The organism is Burkholderia sp. Ap-955 (assembly GCF_011753045.1).
Classification (GTDB): Bacteria; Pseudomonadota; Gammaproteobacteria; order Burkholderiales; family Burkholderiaceae; genus Burkholderia; species Burkholderia lata_D.
In genome coordinates this window covers 21103-45078 of the sequence record NZ_VWWH01000053.1, presented here as the reverse complement: position 1 = coordinate 45078, position 23976 = coordinate 21103, and the positions used below count along the sequence as shown (strand labels likewise).

The window sequence follows — 23976 nt, the reverse complement described above, 5'->3', positions numbered from 1 at the left end:
CAATGGTTAAAATCACGGGTTAACCGCAATTTCCGCTGAATAATCAAGTCGGTTACGCAGCGGACTCGTGCCCCTTGCCGCTCGCGGCGGCACCTGCAGCCAGGAGAACAGGATGGTGTTTGATGAACTGATCAGCGAATTCGATCGCGGCCTGCGATCGCTGACCGGCATTAGCCGGATGAGCCGGCCGGTGCCCGCGCCGGCGGAGGCGCCGGCCGTCGAGTTGACGCCTGCGGAGCGTACGCATGCCGCCGGGCTGATGCGCGTGAACCACGTCGGCGAGGTCTGCGCGCAGGCGCTGTACCAGGCGCAGAAACTCACCGCGCGCACGGCGTCGGCGAAGGCGATGTTCGAGGAAGCCGCACGTGAGGAAGAGGATCACCTCGCGTGGACCGCGCATCGCCTGAAGGAGCTCGACTCGCGCCCGAGCCTGCTGAACCCGCTCTGGTATGCGGGTTCGCTCGCAATCGGCGTGGCGGCCGGCGCGCTCGGCGACAAGGTCAGCCTCGGCTTCATGGCCGAGACCGAACGGCAGGTCGAGAGCCATCTCGAAGGCCACATGTCCGAGTTGCCGGCGGCCGATACCGCGTCGCGCGCGATCGTCGACCAGATGCGGATCGACGAGGTGAAGCACGGCAAGGCCGCGGCCGACGCGGGCGGGATCGAGCTGCCGCTGCCCGCGCGAATGCTGATGCGCGCAGCGTCGAAAGTCATGACGAGCACTGCGTACTATCTGTGAGATTCCCACCGGGGCGATGCGTGAGGTCGCCCCGGTTCCCCACCGCTGATACCGCCCGTTTATTCCTCGTTTTCCCGCCCCCGAAAGCCCCGTCCGCACACCCGTCTGGCTCGTCTTTCTCACGTATCACCTTCACAAGTTGCACTAGCTCATTCATTTATAACGGTTTTTAGAATGAGGGGCCGCATGAGCATGTGCGCGTAAGTCCTTGTTCTAACTAACAAAATTCGTCAAAAAAGCGGGCCGCTCCCTTGACCGTGCCACACCCTTCCTCTAAAGTGGGAGACAGTGTGAGAAAGTGTATTTTTGTGTGATTTGGCGGGCTATTCCGGCTAAATTCTCAGCATTGAGCGGGTGCTTCGGTGCCCTGAACGGGAGAGCGGAAAGTGTTCCAAGGGGCGTCGGCGCTGACGCTCGATGCGAAAGGGCGGATGTCGGTGCCGGCTCGCTATCGCGAAGCGCTGCAAGGACAGGCAGAAGGACGGGTGACTGTGACCAAGCACCCGGACGGCTGCCTGTTGCTGTTTCCGCGCCCTGAATGGGAGGTATTCCGCGCCAAGATCGCCGCGCTGCCGATGGACGCGCACTGGTGGCGGCGCATTTTTCTCGGCAATGCGATGGATGTCGATCTCGACAGCGCGGGCCGGATTCTCGTATCGCCGGAGCTGCGCATGGCAGCCGGACTGGAAAAGGAAGTCATGTTGTTGGGAATGGGTAGTCACTTCGAGCTGTGGGATTCGCAGACCTACAACGCGAAGGAGCAGGCAGCGATGGCGCAGGGCATGCCCGACGCGCTGAAGAATTTCACGTTCTGATTGCGGTGACGGAGACGCCCGCGATGGGAAACGAATTGCAGCATCGGACCGTGTTGTTGGACGAAGCGGTCGAATCGCTCGTGACGCGACCGGACGGCATTTATGTCGACGGTACGTTCGGGCGCGGCGGCCATAGCCGCGCGGTGCTCGCGCGGCTGGGGCCGGGCGGGCGGCTGATCGCGTTCGACAAGGATCCGAGGGCGATCGAGACGGCGCAGGGCATCGAGGATGCGCGTTTCTCGATCGTGCATGACAGCTTTGCATCGATGCGCGACGCGCTTGCGGCGCGCGGCGTCGAGAAGGTGTCGGGTGTGTTGCTCGACCTGGGCGTGTCCTCGCCGCAGGTGGACGATCCGGCGCGCGGCTTCAGCTTCCGCGCCGATGGTCCGCTGGACATGCGGATGGATCCGACGCGCGGCGAGTCGGCGGCGGAATGGCTCGCACGGGCTTCGGTGCAGGAATTGACGGAGGTGATACGGGATTATGGGGAAGAACGGTTTGCTTTTCAGATTGCAAAGGCGCTTGTTGCTCGCCGGGCAGAGTCCGACCGTCTTGGGCCTCTCGACACCACGGGCGAGCTTGCCCAAATCGTGGGTCACGTCGTCAAAACCCGTGAGAAGGGCAAGGATCCGGCAACCCGCACCTTTCAGGCTATACGGATTCACGTCAATCAAGAGCTTGCGGACCTGCAAGTCGTACTAGACGCGGCACTGTCGTTGCTGGAGCAAGGGGGGCGGCTGGTGGTCATCAGCTTTCATTCACTCGAGGACCGGATCGTCAAGCGATTCATGCAGGCGCATGCGAGTGCGCCTGCGGTCGATCGTCGCCTGCCGATCCGCGCCGTCGACCTCCCGAGCCCGCCGCTCAAGATCATCAGCCGCCAGTTTCCGAGTGAAGCGGAAGTCGCTGCGAATCCGCGCGCCCGCTCGGCCGTGATGCGCATTGCGGAGCGCGTCACGCCATGAGCCGCTTCAACATCTTCCTGCTGATCATCGTGATGGGTTGCGCGCTGTCGGTCGTCAATTCGACGAACCAGCAGCGCCAGATCTTCATCCAGCTGCAGCGTGCGCAGTCGCAGGAGCGTCAGCTCCAGCAGGACTACGCGCAGCTTCAATATCAGCAGAGCGCGCTGTCGAAGACGTCTCGCATCGAGCAGCTCGCGAACGATTCGCTGAAGATGCAGCCGATCACGACCGGCCGCACGCAATACCTGACGCTGCCGCCGGGCGCCGCGAAGGCGATCGATGCACCGATCCCGGCTTCGGCGGACACGGCCGGCAAGGGCAAGGGAGGCGCACGATGAAGCCGTCCCAGCAGCGCCAGAACGTGAAGTTCTCGTCGAGCCCCGTGCTGGGCGTGCATCTGCCGATGTGGCGCTCGAAGCTCGTCGTGTTCCTGCTGTTCATGGCGTTCGTCGCGCTGGCCGCGCGCGCGTTCTGGATCCAGGGGCCCGGCAACGCGTTCTATCGGAAGCAGGGCGAAAGCCGCTACCAGCGCACGATCGATCTGCCGGCGACGCGCGGCAAGATTCTCGACCGTAACGGGCTCGTGCTCGCGACGAGCCTGCCCGTACGCGCGATCTGGGCGATTCCCGACGCGGTGCCGGACGATCTCGATGCCGACAAGGTCAACCAGCTCGGCAAGCTCCTCGGCATGACGTCGAAGGAACTGCGCGTGAAGCTGTCGGAAGACAAGGGTTTCGTCTACGTCAAGCGCCAGGTGCCGATCGACGTCGCGGACAAGGTCGCCGCACTCGACATTCCCGGCATCTATCAGCGCAACGAATACAAGCGCTTCTATCCGGAAGGCGAAATCACCGCTCACCTGATCGGCTTCACGAACGTCGAGGACGAAGGGCAGGAGGGCGTCGAGCTGGGCGACCAGAAGATGCTGTCCGGCACGTCGGGCATGCGTCGCGTGATCAAGGACCGGATGGGGCACATCGTCGAGGACGTCGCCGAGCAGATCCCGCCGCACAACGGGACCGACGTCGACCTGTCGATCGACAGCAAGATCCAGTACATCGCGTACGCGAACCTGAAGGCCGCCGTCGAGAAGTTCAAGGCGAAGGCGGGCGCGGCGATGGTCGTCGACGTGCGCACCGGCGAGGTGCTCGCACTCGTCAACTACCCGACCTACAACCCGAACGACCGCTCGCGCATGACGGGCGAGCAGTTGCGCAATCGGATCATGACCGACGTGTTCGAGCCGGGCTCGATCATGAAGCCGTTTACGGTGTCGCTCGCGCTCGACCTGCACCGGGTGACGCCGAACACGCTCGTCGAGACGGGCAACGGGCATTTCGTGCTCGATGGCGCACCGATCACCGACGACGCGGGTTTCGGCACGCTGACGGTCGGCGGCGTGATTCAGAAGTCGAGCAACATCGGCGCGACGAAGATCGCAATGACGATGCGGCCCGAGGAAATGTGGAATATGTATACGAGCATCGGCCTCGGCCAGGCGCCGAAGGTCGGCTTCCCGGGCGCGGTGGCCGGCCGCCTGCGTCCGTGGAAGAGCTGGCGCCGCATCGAGCAGGCGACGATGTCGTACGGCTACGGGCTGTCGGTGTCGTTGTTCCAGCTCGCACGCGCCTACACGGCGATCGCGCACGACGGCGAGCTGATGCCCGTGACCATTTTCAAGACCGACCCCAATCAGCCGGTCGCTGGCACGCAGGTATTCAACCCGACCACCGCGCGCGAAGTGCGCGCGATGCTCGAGACGGTGGTGGCGCCGGGCGGCACGTCGCCCGATGCGGCTGTGCCGGGCTATCGCGTCGGCGGCAAGAGCGGTACCGCGTACAAGCATGAAGGTCACGGCTACACGCGCAAGTACCGCGCGTCGTTCGTCGGGATGGCGCCGATGCCGAATCCGCGTATCGTCGTCGCGGTGTCGGTCGATGAGCCGACCGCCGGCAGCCACTTCGGCGGCCAGGTGTCCGGCCCCGTATTCTCGGCAATCGCCGGCGACACGATGCGTGCGCTGAACGTGCCGCCGAACATGCCGATCAAGCAGCTCGTCGTGTCTGACGATTCGCCGGCAGCACCTTCCGCGACAGGGCCGCAAAAGCTGCCCGCGGGTGGCGGTGCGAAGCATATGATCGTGTCCAGCACGACGCGTAATTCACCAGGAGTTGTTCGATGAGCGCCGCTCGCAGTTCCCATCCGGCGCATCAGCAGATCGCAGCCGCGCTTGCGTGGCTGCGTCAGCATGTGGCCCCCGCGGCGCAACTGCATGCCGACACGCGCAGCCTCAAGGCGGGCGACGTGTTTTTTGCGTATGCGGTCGACGGGGCCGACAACCGCGCATTCATTGCCGAAGCCGTCGCACGCGGTGCGGCCGCCGTGCTGTATCAGCCGGAAGGGCTGGACGCTGCGCCGGCGGTGCCCGTCGCACTGGCCGTGCCGGCGCTCGACCAACTCGCCGGCGAGATCGCCAGCGGCTGGTACGGCGATCCGAGCGACAGCCTGCTCGCGGTGGGCGTGACCGGCACGAACGGCAAGACCTCGTGCACGCAGTGGATCGCCACCGCGCTGACGGCGCTGCACCAGCCGTGCGCGGTGATCGGCACGCTTGGCACCGGGATGCCCGGCCAGCTCGTGCCGACCGGCTTCACGACCCCCGACGCACCGCAGCTGCAGCGCAGCCTCGCGCAATTGCGTGACGCGGGCGCGAAGGCCGTCGCGATGGAAGTGTCGTCGCACGCGCTGCACCAGGGGCGCGTGAACGGTACGGCCTTCGACATCGCGGTGTTTACGAACCTCACGCAGGATCACCTCGACTATCACGGCACGTTCGACGCGTACGAAGCCGCGAAGGCGAAGCTGTTCGCATGGCGCGGCCTGCGCGCGGCGGTCGTCAACCGCGACGACGCAGCGGGGCGGCGCCTGCTCGAGAAACTGGCCGGCCGCGTGCGAACGATCGCGTACGGGATCGGTGACGCACCGGCGCCGGACGCCGATCGCGAACTGGTCGCGATCGACGTGCGCGCCACCGCGACCGGCACGGCGTTCCGCCTGCGTTCATCGTGGGGCGACGCGGACGTCGAGGTCGGCACGCTCGGCACGTTCAACGTCAGCAACCTGCTCGCGGTGCTCGGTTCGCTGCTCGCGTCCGACGTGCCGTTCGACGCGGCGCTCGCCGAGATCGCAAGGCTCGAGTCCGTCAACGGCCGGATGCAGCGGCTCGGCGGCCGGCTGCAGAACGACGAACCGCTGGTCGTGATCGACTACGCACACACGCCCGACGCGCTCGAAAAGACGCTCGACGCGCTGCGCCCGATCGCCACGGCGCGCGGCGGGCGGCTCGTCTGCATGTTCGGCTGCGGCGGCGATCGCGATGCGACGAAGCGCCCGCTGATGGGCGCGATCGCGGAGCGGCTCGCCGACGAAACCGTCGTCACGAGCGACAACCCGCGCAGCGAGGATCCGCAGCGCATCATCGACCAGATCGTCGCGGGCATGACCGCGCCCGATCACGCACGCCGTATCGAGGATCGCGCGAGCGCGATCCTGCAGGCCGTGCGCGGCGCCGCACGCGAGGATGTCGTCGTGCTGGCCGGCAAGGGCCACGAGGCCACGCAGGAAATCATGGGCAAGAAGCGTACGTTCTCCGACCAGGATCACGCACGGCTCGCGCTGGCAGCGCGTGCGACGCATGGCAAGGGAGGCGCCGAATGACGATGCTCAGTCTCGGCGAAGCCGCTCGCCTGATCCCCGGCGCAACCGTCCACGGCGACGCGGGCGTCACGTTCGACCGCGTGTCGACGGACAGCCGTACCGCCGGCCCCGGCGACCTGTTCGTCGCATTGAAAGGCGAGCGCTTCGATGCGCACGACTTCCTCGGCGATGTTGCCGCGCGCGGTGCTGCCGCGGCGCTGGTCGCGCACGTGCCGGCGGGCGTCACGATGCCGGTGATCGAAGGCGGTGAAACGCGTGCCGCGCTCGGCGCGCTCGCGCATGGCTGGCGCAAGCGATTCGCGCTGCCGCTCGTCGCGGTGACGGGCAGCAACGGCAAGACGACCGTCAAGGAAATGATCGCGTCGATCTTCGCGGCGGCGGTCGGCGCCGACGCGCGGCTCGCGACGGCCGGCAACCTGAACAACGATGTCGGCTTGCCGCTGACGCTGCTGCGCCTGTCGGCCGCGCATCGTCTCGCGGTGATCGAGATCGGGATGAACCACCCGGGCGAGACGGAAGTCCTCGCGCGCCTCACGGCGCCGACGGTCGCGCTCGTCAACAACGCACAGCGCGAGCACCAGGAATTCATGGCGACGGTCGAAGCCGTCGCGCTCGAACACGCGGCGGTGATTCACGCGCTGCCGCCGGACGGCGTCGCGGTGTTCCCGGCGGATGACGCCTACGCGGGCATCTGGCGCGTCGCGGCGACCGGCAACCGAATCCTCGATTTCGCGCTGCACGATGCCGAACGGCAGAACGACGCGCAGGTCACGGGCCGCCTGCACGGCGGCGAACTCGCAATCGACACGCCCGCGGGCGCCGTCACGGTGCGGTTGCGCGCGCTCGGCGAGCACAACGCGCGCAACGCGCTGGCCGCCACGGCGGCGGCACTGGGTGCCGGCGTCGCGCTGTCGGCGATCAAGCAGGGTCTCGAATCGTTCGAGGCGGTCAAGGGCCGGCTGCAGGTGAAGCAGGCGATCGCAGGCAGCCTCGCGGGTGCAACGGTCGTCGACGATACGTACAACGCGAATCCCGATTCGATGCGCGCCGCGATCGACGTGCTTGCCGCGCAACCGGCGCCGCGCGTGCTGGTGATCGGCGACATGGGCGAGGTCGGCGACGAAGGCCCGGCCTTCCATCGCGAGGTCGGTGCCTACGCGCGCGAGCGCGGGATCGACGCGCTGTTCGCGCTCGGCGACGCGTCGCGCGATGCCTGCTCCGCGTACGGCGACACGGCGCGCCATTTCGGCGACGTCGGCGCGCTGGTCGGCGCATTGCTCGCGGCGGGCTACGGCGCGCAGGCGACGCTGCTCGTGAAGGGCTCGCGGTACATGAAGATGGAGCGCGTGGTCGACGCGCTGACGAACCAACCCGCGGCGGGCACGGCGCCCGCCGCACACTGAGTAGAAGGAAGGAAGCATGCTGCTGGCGCTGGCGCAATGGCTGCAAGGAGACGCAAGCTTTTTGCGCTTGTTCACGTACCTCACGTTCCGTGCGGTGATGGCCACCATCACCGCGCTCGGGATCGGGCTCGTGTGCGGACCGTGGGTGATCCGCAAGCTGACGCAAATGAAGGTCGGCCAGGCCGTGCGCAAGGACGGCCCGCAGACGCACCTGGTCAAGTCCGGCACGCCGACGATGGGCGGCGTGCTGATCCTGATCGGCATCGCGGTCGCGACGCTGCTGTGGGGCGACCTGACGAACCGTTTCATCTGGATCGTGATGCTCGTCACGTTCGGTTTCGGCGTGATCGGCTGGGTCGACGATTACCGCAAGGTCGTCCACAAGGACCCGCGCGGGATGTCGTCGCGCGAGAAGTATTTCTGGCAATCGGTGATCGGGCTGTTCGCGGCCGTCTACCTCGCCTTCAGCGTGTCCGAGGCGAACAACGTGCGCGTGTTCGACCTGTTCATGGCGTGGGTGAGAAGCGGTCTGTCGATGGGGCTGCCGGCACGCGCCGACCTGATGCTGCCGTTCCTGAAGTCGATCAGCTACCCGCTCGGCGTGTGGGGCTTCATCGTGCTGACGTACTTCGTGATCGTCGGCGCGAGCAACGCGGTGAACCTGACCGACGGCCTCGACGGCCTCGTGATCATGCCGGTCGTGCTGGTCGGTGCGTCGCTGGGTGTGTTCGCGTACGTGATGGGCAGCGCGGTCTATTCAAAATACCTGCTGTTCCCGCACATTCCGGGCGCAGGCGAACTGCTGATCTTCTGTTCCGCGATGGGTGGGGCAGGGCTTGCGTTCCTCTGGTACAACACGCACCCCGCGCAGGTGTTCATGGGCGACGTCGGTGCGCTGGCGCTCGGCGGCGCGCTCGGCACGGTCGCGGTGATCGTGCGCCAGGAAATCGTGCTGTTCATCATGGGCGGCATCTTCGTCGCGGAAACGCTGTCGGTGATGCTGCAGGTTTCGTGGTTCAAGTACACGAAAAAGCGCTACGGCGAAGGGCGGCGCCTGCTGAAGATGGCGCCGCTGCATCACCATTTCGAATTGTCCGGCTGGAAGGAAACGCAGGTGGTCGTGCGTTTCTGGATCATCACGCTGATGCTGTGCCTGTTCGGTCTGACCACCCTCAAGCTGCGGTAAAGGAAAGGTAACAAGGATGTCTGGCGAGATGTTTGGAGATCGGCAACGGCCGATGGTGCTCGTACTGGGGCTCGGGGAATCGGGTCTCGCGATCGCGCGATGGTGCGCGAGGCACGGGTGCCGGCTGCGTATTGCCGATACCCGCGAGGCGCCGCCGAACCTTGCCGCGCTGCAGGCCGAAGGCATCGATGCGGAATTCGTCGGGGGGGCGTTCACGCCTGCGCTGCTCGACGGCGGTATCGAGCTCGTCGGGCTGAGCCCCGGGCTGTCGCCGCTCGAACCGGCACTCGCGGCGCTGATCGCGGCCGCGAACGAGCGGGGCGTCGCGGTGTGGGGCGAGCTGGAATTCTTCGCGCAGGCGCTGCGTGCGCTCGGCACGAGCGGCTACCAGCCGAAGGTGCTCGCGATCACGGGCACCAACGGCAAGACCACGACGACGAGCCTCACTGGCCTGCTGTGCCAGCGCTCGGGGAAGAAGGTCGCCGTTGCGGGCAACATCAGCCCCGCGATGCTCGACCGGCTCGCCGGTGCGATCGACGAAACCGCGTTGCCCGACGTCTGGGTGCTCGAACTGTCGAGCTTCCAGCTCGAGACCGCGCGCACGTTCGCGCCCGATGCGGCCGCGATCCTCAACATCACGCAGGACCACCTCGACTGGCACGGCAGCTTCGACGTGTACGCGCAGGCAAAGGGCCGGATCTTCGGCGCGACGACCACGCGCGTGCTGAACCGCGACGACGCGGCCGTGATGAAGTTCGCGCCGGCAGCCGGCGCGGCCGATGCGCCGCGCACGGTCACGTTCGGTCTGAACGAACCGGTGCAGGACGGCGACTACGGGCTGTCGCGCGACAACGGCATCGCGTGGCTGGTCGAAGCTGTTGATCGCGATGCACCGGATGAAACCGCGACGACGACCCGTCGGCGCAAGCGCGATGCCGCGCATACGCCCGACATCGCGCAGAAGCGCCTGATGCCGGCCGACGCGCTGCGCATCCGCGGGCTGCACAACGCGGCGAACGCACTGGCCGCGTTCGCGCTCGCACGCGCGATCGACCTGCCGGCCGCGCCGCTGCTGCATGCGCTGCGCGAGTACCGCGGCGAAGCGCATCGCGTCGAAGTGATCGCGACGATCGACGACGTGGACTACGTCGACGACAGCAAGGGCACGAACGTCGGCGCGACGGTTGCCGCGCTCGACGGTCTTGCGCAGAAGATCGTGCTGATCGCGGGCGGCGACGGCAAGGGGCAGGATTTCGCACCGCTGGTTGCGCCGGTCGCGCGCTGGTGCCGCGCGGTGATGCTGATCGGCCGCGACGCACCGGCGATCCGCGACACGCTCGCCGAAACGGGCGTGCCGCTCGTCGACCACACGACGCTCGAAGGGGCGGTGCACGCGGCGGCCGACCTCGCGGAACCGGGCGATGCGGTGCTGCTGTCGCCTGCCTGCGCGAGCCTCGACATGTTCAGGAACTACGCCCATCGCGCGGATGTGTTCCGCGCGGCGGTCGACGAAATCGCCATCGATAAAGGAGCGACGCCATGAGCTGGTCCGATCGCCTCGTCTCCCGATTCAACGATCGCCGCGACACCGGCGGCAATGCCGCGGGCGGCCGCGTCGCGTCCGCCACGCGCGCCGCGACGGGCGGCCTCGCGAGCGTCGTCAACGGCGTGCGCCCGAGCCGTTCGCGGATGCTCGACTTCGACTACTCGCTGCTGTGGGTCGCGATCGCGCTGCTCGGGCTCGGCGTCGTGATGGTGTATTCGGCGTCGATCGCGATGCCCGATTCGCCGAAATACGCGTCGTATCACGATTACGCGTTCCTGATGCGCCACTGCATCTCGCTCGCCGTCGCGTTCATCGCGGCGGTGATCGCGTTCCGCGTGCCGGTGTCGACGTGGGACAAATATGCGCCGCAACTCTTCCTGATCGCGCTCGTCGGCCTCGTGATCGTGCTGATCCCGCACGTCGGCAAGGGCGTGAACGGTGCGCGCCGCTGGATTCCGCTCGGCATCACGAACATGCAGCCGTCGGAAATCATGAAGCTCGCGGTGACGATCTACGCGGCGAACTACACGGTGCGCAAGCAGGAATACATGCAGAGCTTCGCCAAGGGCTTCCTGCCGATGGCATTCGCGGTCGGCCTGGTCGGTGCGCTGCTGCTGCTCGAGCCGGACATGGGCGCGTTCATGGTGGTCGCGGCGATCGCGATGGGCGTGCTGTTCCTCGGCGGCGTGAACGGCAAGCTGTTCGGCGGCCTCGTCGCGACCGCGATCGGCACCTTTACGATGCTGGTGTGGCTGTCGCCGTGGCGTCGCGAGCGGATCTTCGCGTACCTCGATCCGTGGGACGAGCGCTACGCGCAGGGCAAGGCGTACCAGCTCACGCACTCGCTGATCGCGTTCGGCCGCGGCGAGTGGTTCGGCGTCGGCCTCGGCGGCAGCGTCGAGAAGCTGAACTACCTGCCGGAAGCGCATACCGACTTCATCCTCGCAGTGATCGGCGAGGAGCTCGGTTTCGTCGGCGTGCTGGTCGTGATCCTGCTGTTCTACTGGATCGTGCGCCGCGCGTTCGAGATCGGCCGTCAGGCGCTCGCACTCGATCGCACGTTCGCGGGCCTGATGGCGAAGGGTATCGGCATCTGGTTCGGCGCGCAGACCTTCATCAACATGGGCGTGAACCTCGGGCTGCTGCCGACCAAGGGCCTGACGCTGCCGCTCGTGAGCTACGGCGGCTCGGGCATTCTGCTGAACTGCGTCGCGCTCGCGGTGTTGCTGCGGGTGGACTATGAGAACCGGGTGCTGATGCGCGGAGGGAAGGTATGACCGCGTCGCAACGCACGCTGATGGTGATGGCAGGCGGCACCGGGGGCCACGTGTTCCCGGGGCTCGCGGTCGCGCACCGGATGGAAGCGGCGGGCTGGCGCGTCGTGTGGCTCGGCAATCCGGCCGGGATGGAAGCGACGCTCGTGCCGAAGCACGGCATTCCGATGGAATACGTGCGGTTCGGCGGGCTGCGCGGCAAGGGCCTGAAGACCAAGCTGACGCTGCCGTTCAACCTGCTGCGCGCATGCGGGCAGAGCCTTGCCGCGCTGCGCCGTGTGCGACCCGACGTCGTGCTCGGGATGGGCGGCTACATCACGTTCCCGGCGGGCGTGATGACCGCGCTGTCGGGCCGTCCGCTCGTGCTGCATGAACAGAATTCGATCGCGGGCCTGACGAACAAGGTGCTCGCGAAATTCGCGAAACGCGTGCTCGTCGCGTTCCCCGGCGCGCTGCCGCACGCGGAATGGACGGGTAACCCGATTCGCGCGGAACTTGCCGGCACGGAAGCGCCCAAAGCACGCTATGCATCGCGCAGCGGCCCGCTGAACGTGCTGGTCGTCGGCGGCAGCCTCGGGGCGGCCGCGCTGAATGAAGTCGTGCCGCGCGCGCTGGCGATGCTGGCGCCGGGCGAACGCCCGCGCATCGTGCATCAGGCCGGCGCGAAGCACATCGAAGCATTGAAGGCGAATTACGAAGCGGCCGGTTTCGCGGCCGGCGAAGACGTGCGGCTCGTGCCGTTCATCGACGACATGGCGGCCGCGTATGCGGCGGCGGATCTCGTGATCTGCCGGTCGGGGGCGATGACGGTGTCGGAGATCGCGGCGGTGGGCGTGGCGGCGCTGTTCGTGCCGTTCCCGTACGCGGTCGACGATCACCAGACGAGCAACGCCGCGTTCCTAGCCGATGCGGGCGCGGCCGTGCTGGTGCAACAACGCGACCTGTCGGCGGAACTGCTTGCCGACTGGCTGCGCGGCCAGTCTCGGGCATCGCTCGCGGACATGGCGGAACGTTCGCGCTCGCTGGCGAAGCCCGAGGCCACCGACGAAGTCGCGCGCGTGTGCGCGAAGGCGGCCGGCGCGAACCTGGAACAACTGCAATGAAACACATCGTCAAACACATTCATTTCGTCGGGATCGGCGGCGCGGGCATGAGCGGCATCGCCGAAGTGCTCGTCAACCTCGGCTACGCGGTCAGCGGCTCGGACCTGTCGCGCAACGCGGTGACCGATCGTCTCCAGGCGCTCGGCGCCCGGATCGCGATCGGTCACGACGCGGCGAACATCGAGGGCGCGAACGCGGTCGTCGTGTCGACGGCCGTGCGCTCGGACAACCCGGAAGTGCTGGCCGCGCGCGCGAAGCGCGTGCCGATCGTGCAGCGCGCGGTGATGCTGGCCGAGCTGATGCGCCTGAAACAGGGCATCGCGATCGCCGGCACGCACGGCAAGACCACGACGACGAGCCTCGTCGCGAGCGTGCTCGCGGCGGGCGGGCTCGATCCGACCTTCGTGATCGGCGGGCGCCTGATCAGTGCCGGCGCGAACGCGCGGCTCGGCACGGGTGACTTCATCGTCGCCGAGGCCGACGAGTCGGACGCATCGTTCCTGAACCTGTATCCGGTGATCGAAGTCATCACGAACATCGATGCCGACCACATGGACACCTACGGCCACGATTTCGCGCGGCTCAAGCAGGCGTTCATCGAATTCACGCAGCGCCTGCCGTTCTACGGCAGCGCGGTCGTGTGCGTCGACGATCCGAACGTGCGGCAGATCATCCCGTTCATTTCGAAGCCGGTCGTGCGCTACGGGCTGTCGCCGGACGCGCAGGTTCGCGCCGAAGACATCGATGCGCGCGACGGCCGCATGCATTTCACGGTGATCCGCGAAGGGCGCGCGCCGCTCGCGGTCGTGCTGAACATGCCGGGCCTGCACAACGTGCAGAACGCGCTCGCGGCGATCGCGATCGCGACCGATCTCGGCGTGTCGGACGACGCGATCCAACTGGCGCTGGCGGAATTCAACGGCGTCGGCCGGCGCTTCCAGCGCTATGGCGAAGTGCCGACCGCGGACGGCGGCCAGTACACGCTGATCGACGACTACGGGCATCACCCGGTCGAGATGGCTGCGACGATCGCGGCCGCGCGCGGCGCGTTCCCGGGCCGCCGCCTCGTGCTGGCGTTCCAGCCGCACCGCTACACGCGCACCCGCGACTGCTTCGACGATTTCGTCAACGTGCTGTCGACGGTCGACGCGCTGGTGCTGACGGAAGTCTACGCGGCGGGCGAGGCGGCGATCTCGACCGCCAACGGCGACGCGCTGTCGCGTGCGCTGCGCGCGGTGGGGAAGGTTGACCCGGTGTTCGTCGCGACGGTCGACGACGTGCCGGACGCATTGGCGAAGGTCGCGCAGAACGGCGACGTGGTGATCACGATGGGCGCGGGTTCGATCGGCGGCGTGCCGGCGAAGGTTGCGCAGCACACTCAACAGAAGGCATGACATGAGCGGGATTGATCCGAAACGTTTCGGCAAGGTGGCGGTGTTGTTCGGCGGCGAGTCCTCGGAGCGCGAGGTGTCGCTCACGTCGGGCAAGCTCGTGCTGCAGGGCCTGCGCGACGCGGGCATCGACGCGCACCCGTTCGACCCGGCCGAGCGGCCGTTGTCGGCGCTGAAAGACGAAGGGTTCGTGCGCGCGTTCAACGCACTGCACGGCGGCTACGGCGAAAACGGCCAGATTCAGGGCGCGCTCGATTTCTACGGCATTCGCTACACGGGCAGCGGCGTGCTCGGGTCGGCGCTCGGCCTCGACAAGTTCCGCACGAAGCTCGTGTGGCAGCAGACGGGCGTGCCGACGCCGCCGTTCGAGACGGTGATGCGCGGCGACGACCTCGCGGCGCGCGCGACCGACATCGTCGCGAAGCTCGGCCTGCCGCTGTTCGTCAAGCCGGCGAGCGAGGGCTCGAGCGTCGCGGTGCTGAAGGTGAAGACGGCCGACGCGCTGCCGGCTGCGCTCGCGGAAGCCGCGACGCACGACCCGATCGTGATCGTCGAGAAGAGCATCGAGGGCGGCGGCGAGTACACCGCCTGCATCGCCGGCGATCTCGACCTGCCGGTGATCAAGATCGTGCCGGCCGGCGAGTTCTACGACTATCACGCGAAGTACGTCGCCGACGACACGCAATACCTGATTCCGTGCGGGCTGCCCGCCGACAAGGAAGCGGAGCTCAAGCGCGTCGCGCGCCGGGCGTTCGACGTGCTCGGCTGCACCGACTGGGGCCGCGCGGATTTCATGCTCGACGCCGACGGCAACGCGTACTTCCTGGAAGTGAACACAGCGCCAGGCATGACCGACCACTCGCTGCCGCCGAAGGCCGCGCGCGCGGTCGGCATCAGCTATTCGGAGCTGGTCGTGAAGGTGCTGTCGCTCACGCTCAACGACTGACGCAGGAACGGAACGACGTATGTGGAACAACGTTCGCCAACTCAACCTTGCCGCCAGCGCGCTGTACGCGCTGTTGCTGCTCGTGTTGGCGGCGGCCGGTTGCTACTGGCTGATCCAGCGCCCGACGTTCGCGCTGCGGGAAATCCGGATCGACGGCGACACCGAGCACATCAATTCGCCGACGGTGCGCGCGGGCGTGGTCGGCCGGCTGAAGGGCAATTTCTTCACGGTCGATCTCGATGCCGCGCGCGCCGCGTTCGAGCAGATGCCCTGGGTGCGCCACGCGAGCGTGCGCCGGGTGTGGCCGAATGCGCTGGCTGTCACGCTCGAGGAGTACAAACCGCTCGGGACCTGGGGCAGCGACCAGCTCGTGAGCGTCGACGGCGAGCTGTTCACCGCGAACCAGGGCGAGCTGGAGCAGGCACTGCCGGCGTTCGACGGCCCGGAGGGCAGTGCGAAGGAAGTCGTCACGCGGTATCGCGACTTCGGGAAATGGTTTGCGCCGCTGAAGGCGGCGCCGGAAGAAGTGACGCTGTCGGCGCGGTACGCGTGGACGGTGAAGCTGTCGAACGGCATGCAGGTCGAGCTGGGCAAGGAACGCAACAGCGAGTCGCTGCATGACCGGAGCCAGCGCCTGGTCGCCGCATGGCCGGCCGTCACGGAGCGTTGGGGCAACGACATCGAGTACGCGGACCTGCGCTATCCGAACGGATTCGCGATTCGCGCGGCAGGCATGCGGTTCCTGACCGATACCGACAAGCGCAAGAAGTAACGAGAGATCACACGCAAGAGCACTTTATGAGCAAAGACTACAAGGATCTGCTGGTTTCCCTCGACATCGGCACGTCGAAGGTGGTGGCCATCGTCGCCGAGCTGAAGGGCGAAGGCCACTACGAGGTGATCGGTCTCGGCCAGAGCGAGTCGAAGGGTCTGAAGAAAGGTGTGGTGGTCAACATCGAGGCCACCGTGCAGTCGATCCAGCGCGCGCTCGAGGAAGCCGAGCTGATGGCCGACTGCAAGATCACCAACGTGTTCACGGGGATCGCGGGCAGCCACATCCGCAGCTTCAACTCGAGCGGGATGGTCGCGATCAAGGACAAGGAAGTCACGCAGACCGACGTCGCGCGCGTGATCGAGACCGCGAAGGCGATCAACATCCCGACCGACCAGCAGGTGCTGCACATCCTCACGCAGGAATTCATCATCGACGGCCAGGAAGACGTGCGCGAGCCGATCGGCATGAGCGGCATCCGGCTGGAAGTGAAGGTGCACATCGTGACGGGCGCGGTGAGTGCCGCGCAGAACATCGTCAAGTGCGTGCGCCGCTGCGGGCTCGAAGTGAACGACCTGATCCTGCAGCCGCTCGCGTCGTCGCTGGCCGTGCTGACGGAAGACGAGAAGGATCTCGGCGTGGTGCTGGTCGACATCGGCGGCGGCACGACGGACATCGCGATCTTCGCCGAAGGCGCGATCCGCCATACCGCGGTGATTCCGATCGCCGGCGACCAGATCACGAGCGACATCGCGATGGCGCTGCGCACGCCGACGCCGGACGCGGAAGACATCAAGGTCGGCTACGGGATCGCGAAGCAGGCGCTCGCCGATCCGGACGAAATGGTGGAAGTGCCGGGCCTCGGCGAACGCGGTCCGCGCACGCTGTCGCGCCAGGCGCTGGCAGCCGTGATCGAGCCGCGCGTCGAGGAACTGTTCTCGCTCGTGCAGCAGGTCGTGCGCGAATCCGGTTATGAAGAACTGCTGAGCTCCGGCGTGGTCATTACCGGCGGGGCGTCGATGATGCCCGGCATGGTCGAGCTCGGCGAAGACATTTTCCTGAAACCGGTGCGCATCGGCGCGCCGGAATATGCAGGCGGCCTTTCCGACGTCGTGCGCAATCCGCGCTACTCGACGGCGATGGGGCTGCTCGTCGAAGGCAGTGCTCAGCGCATGCGCGGCCGCAAGGTCGCCGTGCAGTCCGGCAATGCGGGACAGGTGTTCTCGCGGATGAAGGAATGGTTCCTGAGCAACTTCTGACGAATCGAACCGAATCGAAATTCGCGCTGGTGCCGGCGGCTGGCGCGCGACAGGGGGTTGCCCGATCTCCTGCCGAATAACGGCCGAGTAGCAGTCATTCTCTTGACGGAGGCAACAATGGAATTCGAAATGCTGGAAACCGAGACCAACGGCACCATCATCAAGGTGGTCGGCGTTGGCGGCGCTGGCGGCAATGCCGTCCAGCACATGATCAACCGCGGCGTGCAGGGCGTCGACTTCATCGTGATGAACACGGATGCGCAGGCGCTGTCGCGTTCGCGCGCATCGTCGGTGATCCAGCTCGGCAACACGGGCCTGGGCGCCGGTGCGAAGCCTGAAATGGGTCGTGCTGCAGCGGAAGAAGCGCGTGAGCGCATCGCCGACGCACTGCGCGGCGCGCACATGGTGTTCATCACGGCCGGCATGGGTGGTGGCACGGGCACGGGCGCGGCGCCGGTGGTCGCGCAGATCGCGAAGGAGATGGGCATCCTGACGGTCGGTGTCGTCAGCAAGCCGTTCGAGTTCGAAGGCGGGAAGCGCATGCGCGTCGCTGAAGCCGGCTCGCAGCAACTGGAGGATCACGTCGACTCGCTGATCGTCGTCCTGAACGACAAGCTGTTCGACGTGATGGGCGATGACGCCGAGATGGACAAGTGCTTCCAGTGCGCGGACGACGTGTTGAACAACGCGGTGGCAGGCATCGCTGAAATCATCAATGTCGATGGCCTCGTGAACGTCGACTTCGAAGACGTGAAGACGGTGATGGGCGAGCAGGGCAAGGCGATGATGGGCACGGCGACGGTCGCCGGCGTCGATCGCGCACGCCTCGCGGCGGAACAGGCCGTGGCGAGCCCGCTGCTCGAAGGCGTCGATCTGTCGGGCGCGCGCGGCGTGCTGGTCAACATCACGTCGAGCCGTTCGCTGCGCCTGTCGGAAACGCGCGAAGTGATGAACACGATCAAGAGCTACGCGGCGGAAGATGCGACGGTGATCTTCGGTGCGGTGTACGACGACGCAATGGGCGATGCGCTGCGCGTGACGGTCGTGGCGACGGGTCTGGGCCGTGCGGCGAAGAAGCAGCAGTCGGCACCGATGACGCTGCTGCGCACGGGTACGGACAACCAGCCGGTCAGCGCGGTTTCGCACGGCTATGCACCGACGCATCACGTCAGCACGGCAGACTACGGCGCGCTCGATACGCCGGCGGTGTGGCGCAATTCGCGCGAAACCGCGGCATCGCACGTGCAGGCGCTGCAGGAGAAGGGTGTCGACACGTACGACATCCCGGCTTTCCTGCGCAAGCAGGCTGACTGACGCAAACACAGGCGAAGCCGCGGCGAATCTGCCGCGGTATCGCCGGCGTGACGGATGCTACGGACCACGACAGGCCGCGTCGGCTGCGACGCCGGGCCGGGAAACGTGCCCTCTCCGCACAAGCGGGGCGGGATGGGCCGTGCTGTCCGCGACACGCTGAAAAACCGTATCGCTATGAGGGACCAGCCATGATTCAAGTGGGCGACGCGCTGCCCGACGCGCAATTGTTCGAGTACATCGACGACGCGCGCGAAGGGTGCACGCTGGGGCCGAACGCCTACAGCGTGCGCGACCAGGTTGCGGGAAAGCGGGTGGTGATCTTCGGATTGCCGGGCGCTTTCACGCCGACCTGCTCGGCGCAGCATGTGCCGGGCTACGTCGAACACGCCGAGCAGTTGCGCGCGGCGGGTATCGACGAGATCTGGTGCGTGTCCGTCAACGACGCATTCGTGATGGGCGCATGGGGACGTGATCTGCACACCGCGGGCAAGGTGCGCATGATGGCGGACGGCAGCGCGGCTTTCACTCATGCGCTGGGGCTGACGCAGGATTTGTCCGCGCGTGGCATGGGAATTCGTTCCCTGCGCTATGCGATGGTGATTGACGGCGGTGTAGTCAAGACGCTGGCCGTCGAGGCGCCGGGCAAATTCGAAGTGAGCGATGCGGCGAGTGTTCTCGCGACGTTGACGTCCTGATCGTGCGGTGCGCCGTTGCCTTCGGGCAACGCTGCTCACCGGCCTCAGGGCAGTTGTAACACGGGCTGATGACCGGAAACGCCTCCGTTCCGGGCATCAGCCCGTCCCGTATCGGCGCGGGTAAACAGTCGAAACAGATTGATACGCAGTTTCAAACTACGCTGAATAGGGAATTACGCTATAATCTCCCCTATCGAATATAACTCCTGATTGATATCTTCAATCAAGACGAAGAACATCATGCTGAAGCAGCGCACCATCAAATCCATCGTGAAGACCGTGGGTATCGGTGTCCACTCGGGCCGCAAGATCGAGCTGACGCTCCGTCCTGCCGCGCCGGGCACGGGCATCGTCTTCTCGCGCGTCGACCTTCCCACGCCCGTCGACATCCCCGCCGCGGCGACGTCGATCGGCGATACGCGGCTCGCGTCGGTGTTGCAGAAGGATGGCGTGCGCGTGTCGACCGTCGAGCATCTGATGTCGGCGTGTGCCGGCCTCGGTATCGACAACCTCTATGTCGACGTGACGGCCGAGGAAATCCCGATCATGGACGGCAGCGCGGCGACCTTCGTGTTCCTGATCCAGTCTGCCGGGATCGAGGAGCAGAACGCGCCGAAGCGCTTCGTCAAGGTGAAGAAGACGGTCGAAATCCGCGACGGCGACAAGTTTGCGCGTCTCGATCCGTACTTCGGCTTCAAGCTGAAATTCTCGATCGACTTCCGTCACCCGGCCGTCGACAAGACCGGCCAGGAGCTCGAGGTCGATTTCGCGAATACGTCTTATGTGCGCGAGATCGCGCGTGCGCGTACGTTCGGCTTCGCACATGAGGCCGAGATGCTGCGCGAGATGGGTCTCGCCCGTGGCGGCAGCATGGAAAACGCGATCGTGCTCGACGAGTACCGCATCCTGAACAATGACGGGCTGCGCTACGACGACGAGTTCGTGAAGCACAAGATGCTCGACGCGATCGGCGACCTGTACGTGATCGGCCATCCGCTGCTGGCGTCGTACACGGCGTACAAGTCGGGCCACGGGCTGAACAACGCGCTGCTGCGCGAACTGCTCGCGAACGAAGATGCGTACGAGATCGTCACGTTCGACGATCCGCAAGCCGCACCGAAGGGCTTTGCGTTCGACATGCAGACGGCCTTCGCCTGATCTGCGTTCGACGCAAGCAATAAAAAAGCAGCCTTCGGGCTGCTTTTTTATTGGCCGGCCGCTTGGCGTTGCCGGCGGCGCGTACCGTCAGCGCGGCTTCGCGCCGTGCCGGGCCGCCATCCGCGCGAGCGCGGCCTGCAGCGGTGACGGTTCGAGATGATCTGCCAGGTCGCGTAGCGCGGCCGCGCCAGCCGACGTCATTCGCGCCTGCTTCACGTGGGGCGGCTCAGGCGCATCTTTCGGGCGCACGCGTACGCGCAGCGTCGAGACCGGCCAGCCGCGTTTTTGCAGATCGCCGAGCAGCCGCGGTTCGACCTGTCGCAGCCGGGCGGCCAACGCGTTGTGCGCAGCAAAGAGGGTCAGGGTGCCATCCTTCACGAAGCCGGGCTCGACGTGGTTCGCCAGATAGTCGGGCAGGAGCGCGGCAAGATCGCGCTGCAGCGACGCGATCTGTTCGACGCCGGCGCGCAGCGCCGCGAACGCGTCGGTGCGGCCGAGCACTTCGGACACGGGTTGCGGGCGATACGGGGCGAGCGGGCCGAAACGCTTGGAAAATCGGTTCATCGAGACATTCTTCGGGCGCGCACGCGCGCGGACGTTGACGCCGATTGTACCCGCGCGGGCCCGTGCACGGGCGGCTTTCGCCCCGTTGGCCCGGCCGTCTGCGCGCAGTGCCCGTCTGCCCGAGACACGGGCGCATGCTTCCCCGCGTGCTAAAATTCCTCGTTTGAGTCCACTAATTCGCTAAGCCGCCGAGGCTCGGGCGTCGGGGCGCGCAACACGCGCCGGGCGCCGGTGCTGCGACGCAGGATCCGATCCGATGACAACCGGTTTTCTCCAGAAAATTTTTGGCAGCCGCAACCAGCGGCTCGTCAAGCAATACCAAAAGACCGTCGCGACGATCAATGCGCTCGAAACGCAGATCGAGAAGCTGACGGACGACCAGTTGCGCGGCAAGACGGACGAATTCCGCCAGCGGGTCGCGGCCGGCGAGTCGCTCGACAAGCTGCTGCCAGAAGCCTTCGCGGTCTGTCGCGAGGCCAGCCGTCGTGTGCTGAAGATGCGGCACTTCGACGTGCAGATGATCGGCGGCATGGTGCTCCACTACGGCAAGATCGCGGAAATGCGCACCGGCGAGGGCAAGACGCTCGTCGCGACGCTGCCCGTGTACCTGAACGCGCTGGCAGGCCGCGGCGTGCACGTGGTGACCGTCAACGATTACCTCGCGCAGCGCGACGCCGAATGGATGGCGCGCCTCTACAACTTCCTCGGTCTGTCGGTCGGCATCAACCTGTCCGGCATGGAGCACGACCAGAAGCAGCAGGCTTACGCGGCGGACATCACGTACGGCACGAACAACGAATTCGGCTTCGACTACCTGCGCGACAACATGGTCTACGAGACCGACGCGCGCGTGCAGCGGGCCCTGAATTTCGCGGTCGTCGACGAAGTGGACTCGATCCTGATCGACGAGGCGCGTACGCCGCTGATCATTTCGGGCCAGGCCGAGGATCACACCGAGTTGTACGTGCGGATGAACGCACTGCCGCCGCTGCTCGAGCGCCAGATCGGCGAAGAGAAGGCCGACGGCACGGGCGTCGAGAAGCCGGGCGACTACACGCTCGACGAGAAGGCGCGCCAGGTGTTCCTGACGGAATCGGGCCACGAGAAGGCCGAGCGCCTGCTCGCCGAATGGGGCCTGATCGGCGAGGGCGAGAGCCTGTACGCACCGCAGAACATCACGCTGATGCACCACGTGTACGCGGCGCTGCGCGCGCACACGCTGTTCCACAAGGATCAGCACTACGTCGTGCAGAACGGCGAAGTGGTCATCGTCGACGAATTCACGGGCCGCCTGATGGCCGGCCGCCGCTGGTCCGACGGCCTGCACCAGGCCGTCGAGGCGAAGGAACACGTGAAGATCCAGAGCGAGAACCAGACGCTCGCGTCGATCACGTTCCAGAACTACTTCCGGATGTACGCGAAGCTGGCCGGCATGACCGGCACCGCCGACACCGAAGCGTACGAATTCAACGAGATCTACGGCCTCGAAACGGTCGTGATCCCGACCAACCGTCCGCCGAAGCGGATCGACAAGCAGGACCAGATCTACAAGACCGCCAAGGAGCGCTATGACGCGGTGATCCGCGACATCCGCGACTGCTACGAACGCGGTCAGCCGGTGCTGGTCGGCACGACGTCGATCGAGAACTCGGAGCTGCTGTCGCACCTGCTGAAGCAGGCCGGGCTGCCGCACGAGGTGCTGAACGCGAAGCAGCACGAGCGTGAAGCGGCGATCGTCGCGGAAGCGGGCCGGCCAAAGCGCATCACGATCGCGACCAACATGGCCGGCCGCGGTACCGACATCGTGCTCGGCGGCAATGCCGAGAAGCAGGCGGCGTTCATCGAGGCCGACGAAGCGATCCCGGCCGACGAAAAGGCGCGCCGCATCCAGAAGCTGCACGACGAGTGGGAAACGCTGCATGAGGAGGTGAAGGCCGCGGGCGGCCTGCACATCATCGGCACCGAGCGCCACGAATCGCGCCGGATCGACAACCAGCTGCGCGGCCGTGCAGGCCGCCAGGGCGATCCGGGCTCGTCGCGCTTCTACCTGTCGCTCGACGATCCGCTGCTGCGCATTTTCGCGGGCGACCGCGTGCGTTCGATCATGGACCGCCTGAAGATGCCGGAAGGCGAGGCGATCGAGGCGGGCATCGTCACGCGTTCGATCGAGTCCGCGCAGCGCAAGGTCGAAGCGCGCAACTTCGACATCCGCAAGCAGCTGCTCGAATACGACGACGTGTCGAACGACCAGCGCAAGGTGATCTACCAGCAGCGTAACGAGTTGCTCGAAGCGCACGACATCACCGAGACGATCACCGCGATGCGTCACGGCGTGATCACCGAAGTCGTCCGCCAGTTCGTGCCGGAAGGCAGCATCGAAGAGCAGTGGGACGTGCCCGAACTCGAGGAAGCGCTGCGCAACGACTGGCAGCTCGACCTCGCGATCCAGGAAATGGTGAACGAGTCCTCGTCGATCACGGCCGAGGAGATCCTCGACGCGGTGACGACGGCCGCCGACGAGCAGTACGAGGCGAAGGTCGCGATGGTCGGCCGCGAATCGTTCAGCGCGTTCGAGCGCTCGGTGATGCTGCAGACGGTCGATCGCCTGTGGCGCGAGCACCTCGCGGCGCTCGACCACCTGCGCCAGGGCATCCACCTGCGCGGCTATGCGCAGAAGAATCCGAAGCAGGAATACAAGCGCGAAGCGTTCGAACTGTTTGCCGCGATGCTGGAGGCAATCAAGCAGGAAGTCACGCGCGTCGTGATGAACGTGCAGATCCAGTCGCCGGAACAGCTCGAGGAGGCCGCCGAGCAGATCGAGGAGCGTGGCGGTCATCTCGAGAACGTCGAGTACCAGCACGCCGATTATGCGGAAGCCGGTGCGCCGGTGGCGAACGTCGCGGCTGCCGCGGCGGCCACCGCGACGGCCGACATGGTCGGCAGCGCGATGACGCACAGCGGCCCCGGCGGCGAAATGCCGAAGGTCGGCCGCAACGACCCGTGCCCGTGCGGCAGCGGCAAGAAGTACAAGCAATGTCACGGGAAGCTGTCATGATCGACGGCGGTGCGCATCACGCGTGCCGCTTCGTTTGCAGCTTCGAGTGAGTGATGTGAGTTGCGGCGGCCTGC

The 23976-nt window shown here is 66.4% G+C and carries 20 protein-coding genes; 19 read left to right on the top strand and 1 reads right to left on the bottom strand.

The features are described 5' to 3' along the window. Nucleotides 1-112: 112 nt before the first annotated feature. From coq7 to lpxC, 18 genes are all read left to right on the top strand, one after another. Nucleotides 113-739 carry a 2-polyprenyl-3-methyl-6-methoxy-1,4-benzoquinone monooxygenase gene (gene coq7, locus F3J15_RS24370; protein WP_027788457.1) on the top strand — a complete coding sequence of 209 codons (627 nt, stop codon included), beginning with the start codon at nt 113-115 and terminating at the stop codon, nt 737-739. 386 nt (nt 740-1125) lie between these two features. Beyond that, nucleotides 1126-1554, top strand: a complete 429-nt coding sequence (mraZ, locus tag F3J15_RS24365; RefSeq protein ID WP_006487094.1) for a division/cell wall cluster transcriptional repressor MraZ — start codon at nt 1126-1128, stop codon at nt 1552-1554. Nucleotides 1555-1577: 23 nt separating this feature from the next. Then, nucleotides 1578-2519: a 16S rRNA (cytosine(1402)-N(4))-methyltransferase RsmH gene (rsmH, locus tag F3J15_RS24360; protein ID WP_166894533.1), complete on the top strand. Its 942-nt coding sequence runs from the start codon at nt 1578-1580 to the stop codon at nt 2517-2519. Further along, on the top strand, nt 2516-2857 hold the full coding sequence (ftsL, locus tag F3J15_RS24355; protein ID WP_009694564.1) for a cell division protein FtsL: 342 nt from the start codon (nt 2516-2518) through the stop codon (nt 2855-2857). Before rsmH ends, ftsL begins: the two co-directional genes overlap by 4 nt. Beyond that, complete coding sequence (locus tag F3J15_RS24350; protein WP_166894531.1) at nt 2854-4701, top strand: penicillin-binding protein 2; 1848 nt, start codon at nt 2854-2856, stop codon at nt 4699-4701. The genes ftsL and F3J15_RS24350 overlap by 4 nt, the downstream gene beginning before the upstream one ends. Further along, a complete protein-coding gene (locus F3J15_RS24345) occupies nt 4698-6236 on the top strand; it encodes a UDP-N-acetylmuramoyl-L-alanyl-D-glutamate--2,6-diaminopimelate ligase (RefSeq protein WP_089483388.1) in 1539 nt (512 codons plus the stop codon). The genes F3J15_RS24350 and F3J15_RS24345 overlap by 4 nt, the downstream gene beginning before the upstream one ends. Beyond that, nucleotides 6233-7639, top strand: a complete 1407-nt coding sequence (gene murF, locus F3J15_RS24340; protein ID WP_166894529.1) for a UDP-N-acetylmuramoyl-tripeptide--D-alanyl-D-alanine ligase — start codon at nt 6233-6235, stop codon at nt 7637-7639. The genes F3J15_RS24345 and murF overlap by 4 nt, the downstream gene beginning before the upstream one ends. Nucleotides 7640-7655: 16 nt before the next feature. Next, on the top strand, nt 7656-8825 hold the full coding sequence (gene mraY / locus F3J15_RS24335) for a phospho-N-acetylmuramoyl-pentapeptide-transferase (protein ID WP_006477019.1): 1170 nt from the start codon (nt 7656-7658) through the stop codon (nt 8823-8825). Nucleotides 8826-8853: 28 nt separating this feature from the next. Then, a complete protein-coding gene (gene murD / locus F3J15_RS24330; protein ID WP_166894527.1) occupies nt 8854-10368 on the top strand; it encodes a UDP-N-acetylmuramoyl-L-alanine--D-glutamate ligase in 1515 nt (504 codons plus the stop codon). Continuing rightward, on the top strand, nt 10365-11648 hold the full coding sequence (gene ftsW, locus F3J15_RS24325) for a putative lipid II flippase FtsW (protein WP_069247050.1): 1284 nt from the start codon (nt 10365-10367) through the stop codon (nt 11646-11648). Before murD ends, ftsW begins: the two co-directional genes overlap by 4 nt. Further along, nucleotides 11645-12748: an undecaprenyldiphospho-muramoylpentapeptide beta-N-acetylglucosaminyltransferase gene (murG, locus tag F3J15_RS24320; RefSeq protein ID WP_089483390.1), complete on the top strand. Its 1104-nt coding sequence runs from the start codon at nt 11645-11647 to the stop codon at nt 12746-12748. The genes ftsW and murG overlap by 4 nt, the downstream gene beginning before the upstream one ends. Then, nucleotides 12745-14142 (top strand): UDP-N-acetylmuramate--L-alanine ligase, encoded by a 1398-nt coding sequence (murC, locus tag F3J15_RS24315; protein WP_166894525.1) that lies wholly within the window; start codon nt 12745-12747, stop codon nt 14140-14142. The genes murG and murC overlap by 4 nt, the downstream gene beginning before the upstream one ends. Nucleotide 14143: 1 nt before the next feature. After that, entirely contained in the window at nt 14144-15085 is a 942-nt protein-coding gene (locus F3J15_RS24310) for a D-alanine--D-alanine ligase (protein ID WP_166894523.1), read from the top strand. A 19-nt stretch (nt 15086-15104) separates the two neighbouring features. Continuing rightward, complete coding sequence (locus F3J15_RS24305) at nt 15105-15857, top strand: cell division protein FtsQ/DivIB (RefSeq protein ID WP_069247054.1); 753 nt, start codon at nt 15105-15107, stop codon at nt 15855-15857. Nucleotides 15858-15883: 26 nt separating this feature from the next. Next, nucleotides 15884-17116, top strand: coding sequence for a cell division protein FtsA (gene ftsA / locus F3J15_RS24300; protein ID WP_006487138.1), 1233 nt, complete (start codon nt 15884-15886; stop codon nt 17114-17116). A 117-nt stretch (nt 17117-17233) separates the two neighbouring features. Continuing rightward, nucleotides 17234-18430 (top strand): cell division protein FtsZ, encoded by a 1197-nt coding sequence (ftsZ, locus tag F3J15_RS24295; RefSeq protein WP_011350843.1) that lies wholly within the window; start codon nt 17234-17236, stop codon nt 18428-18430. Nucleotides 18431-18618: 188 nt separating this feature from the next. Then, on the top strand, nt 18619-19125 hold the full coding sequence (locus F3J15_RS24290) for a peroxiredoxin (RefSeq protein WP_011350844.1): 507 nt from the start codon (nt 18619-18621) through the stop codon (nt 19123-19125). A gap of 240 nt (nt 19126-19365) precedes the next feature. Next, nucleotides 19366-20283: a UDP-3-O-acyl-N-acetylglucosamine deacetylase gene (gene lpxC / locus F3J15_RS24285; RefSeq protein WP_011350845.1), complete on the top strand. Its 918-nt coding sequence runs from the start codon at nt 19366-19368 to the stop codon at nt 20281-20283. Nucleotides 20284-20370: 87 nt separating this feature from the next. Here the strand turns inward: lpxC and F3J15_RS24280 are convergent, their stop codons facing one another. Beyond that, the gene (locus F3J15_RS24280; protein ID WP_069247056.1) at nt 20371-20847 is read right to left on the bottom strand and encodes a DUF721 domain-containing protein; all 477 of its coding nucleotides are present in this window, start codon (nt 20845-20847) and stop codon (nt 20371-20373) included. 256 nt (nt 20848-21103) lie between these two features. Here F3J15_RS24280 and secA point away from each other — a divergent pair, with 256 nt between their 5' ends. Beyond that, the gene (gene secA / locus F3J15_RS24275) at nt 21104-23902 is read left to right on the top strand and encodes a preprotein translocase subunit SecA (RefSeq protein ID WP_069247057.1); all 2799 of its coding nucleotides are present in this window, start codon (nt 21104-21106) and stop codon (nt 23900-23902) included. Nucleotides 23903-23976: the final 74 nt, after the last annotated feature.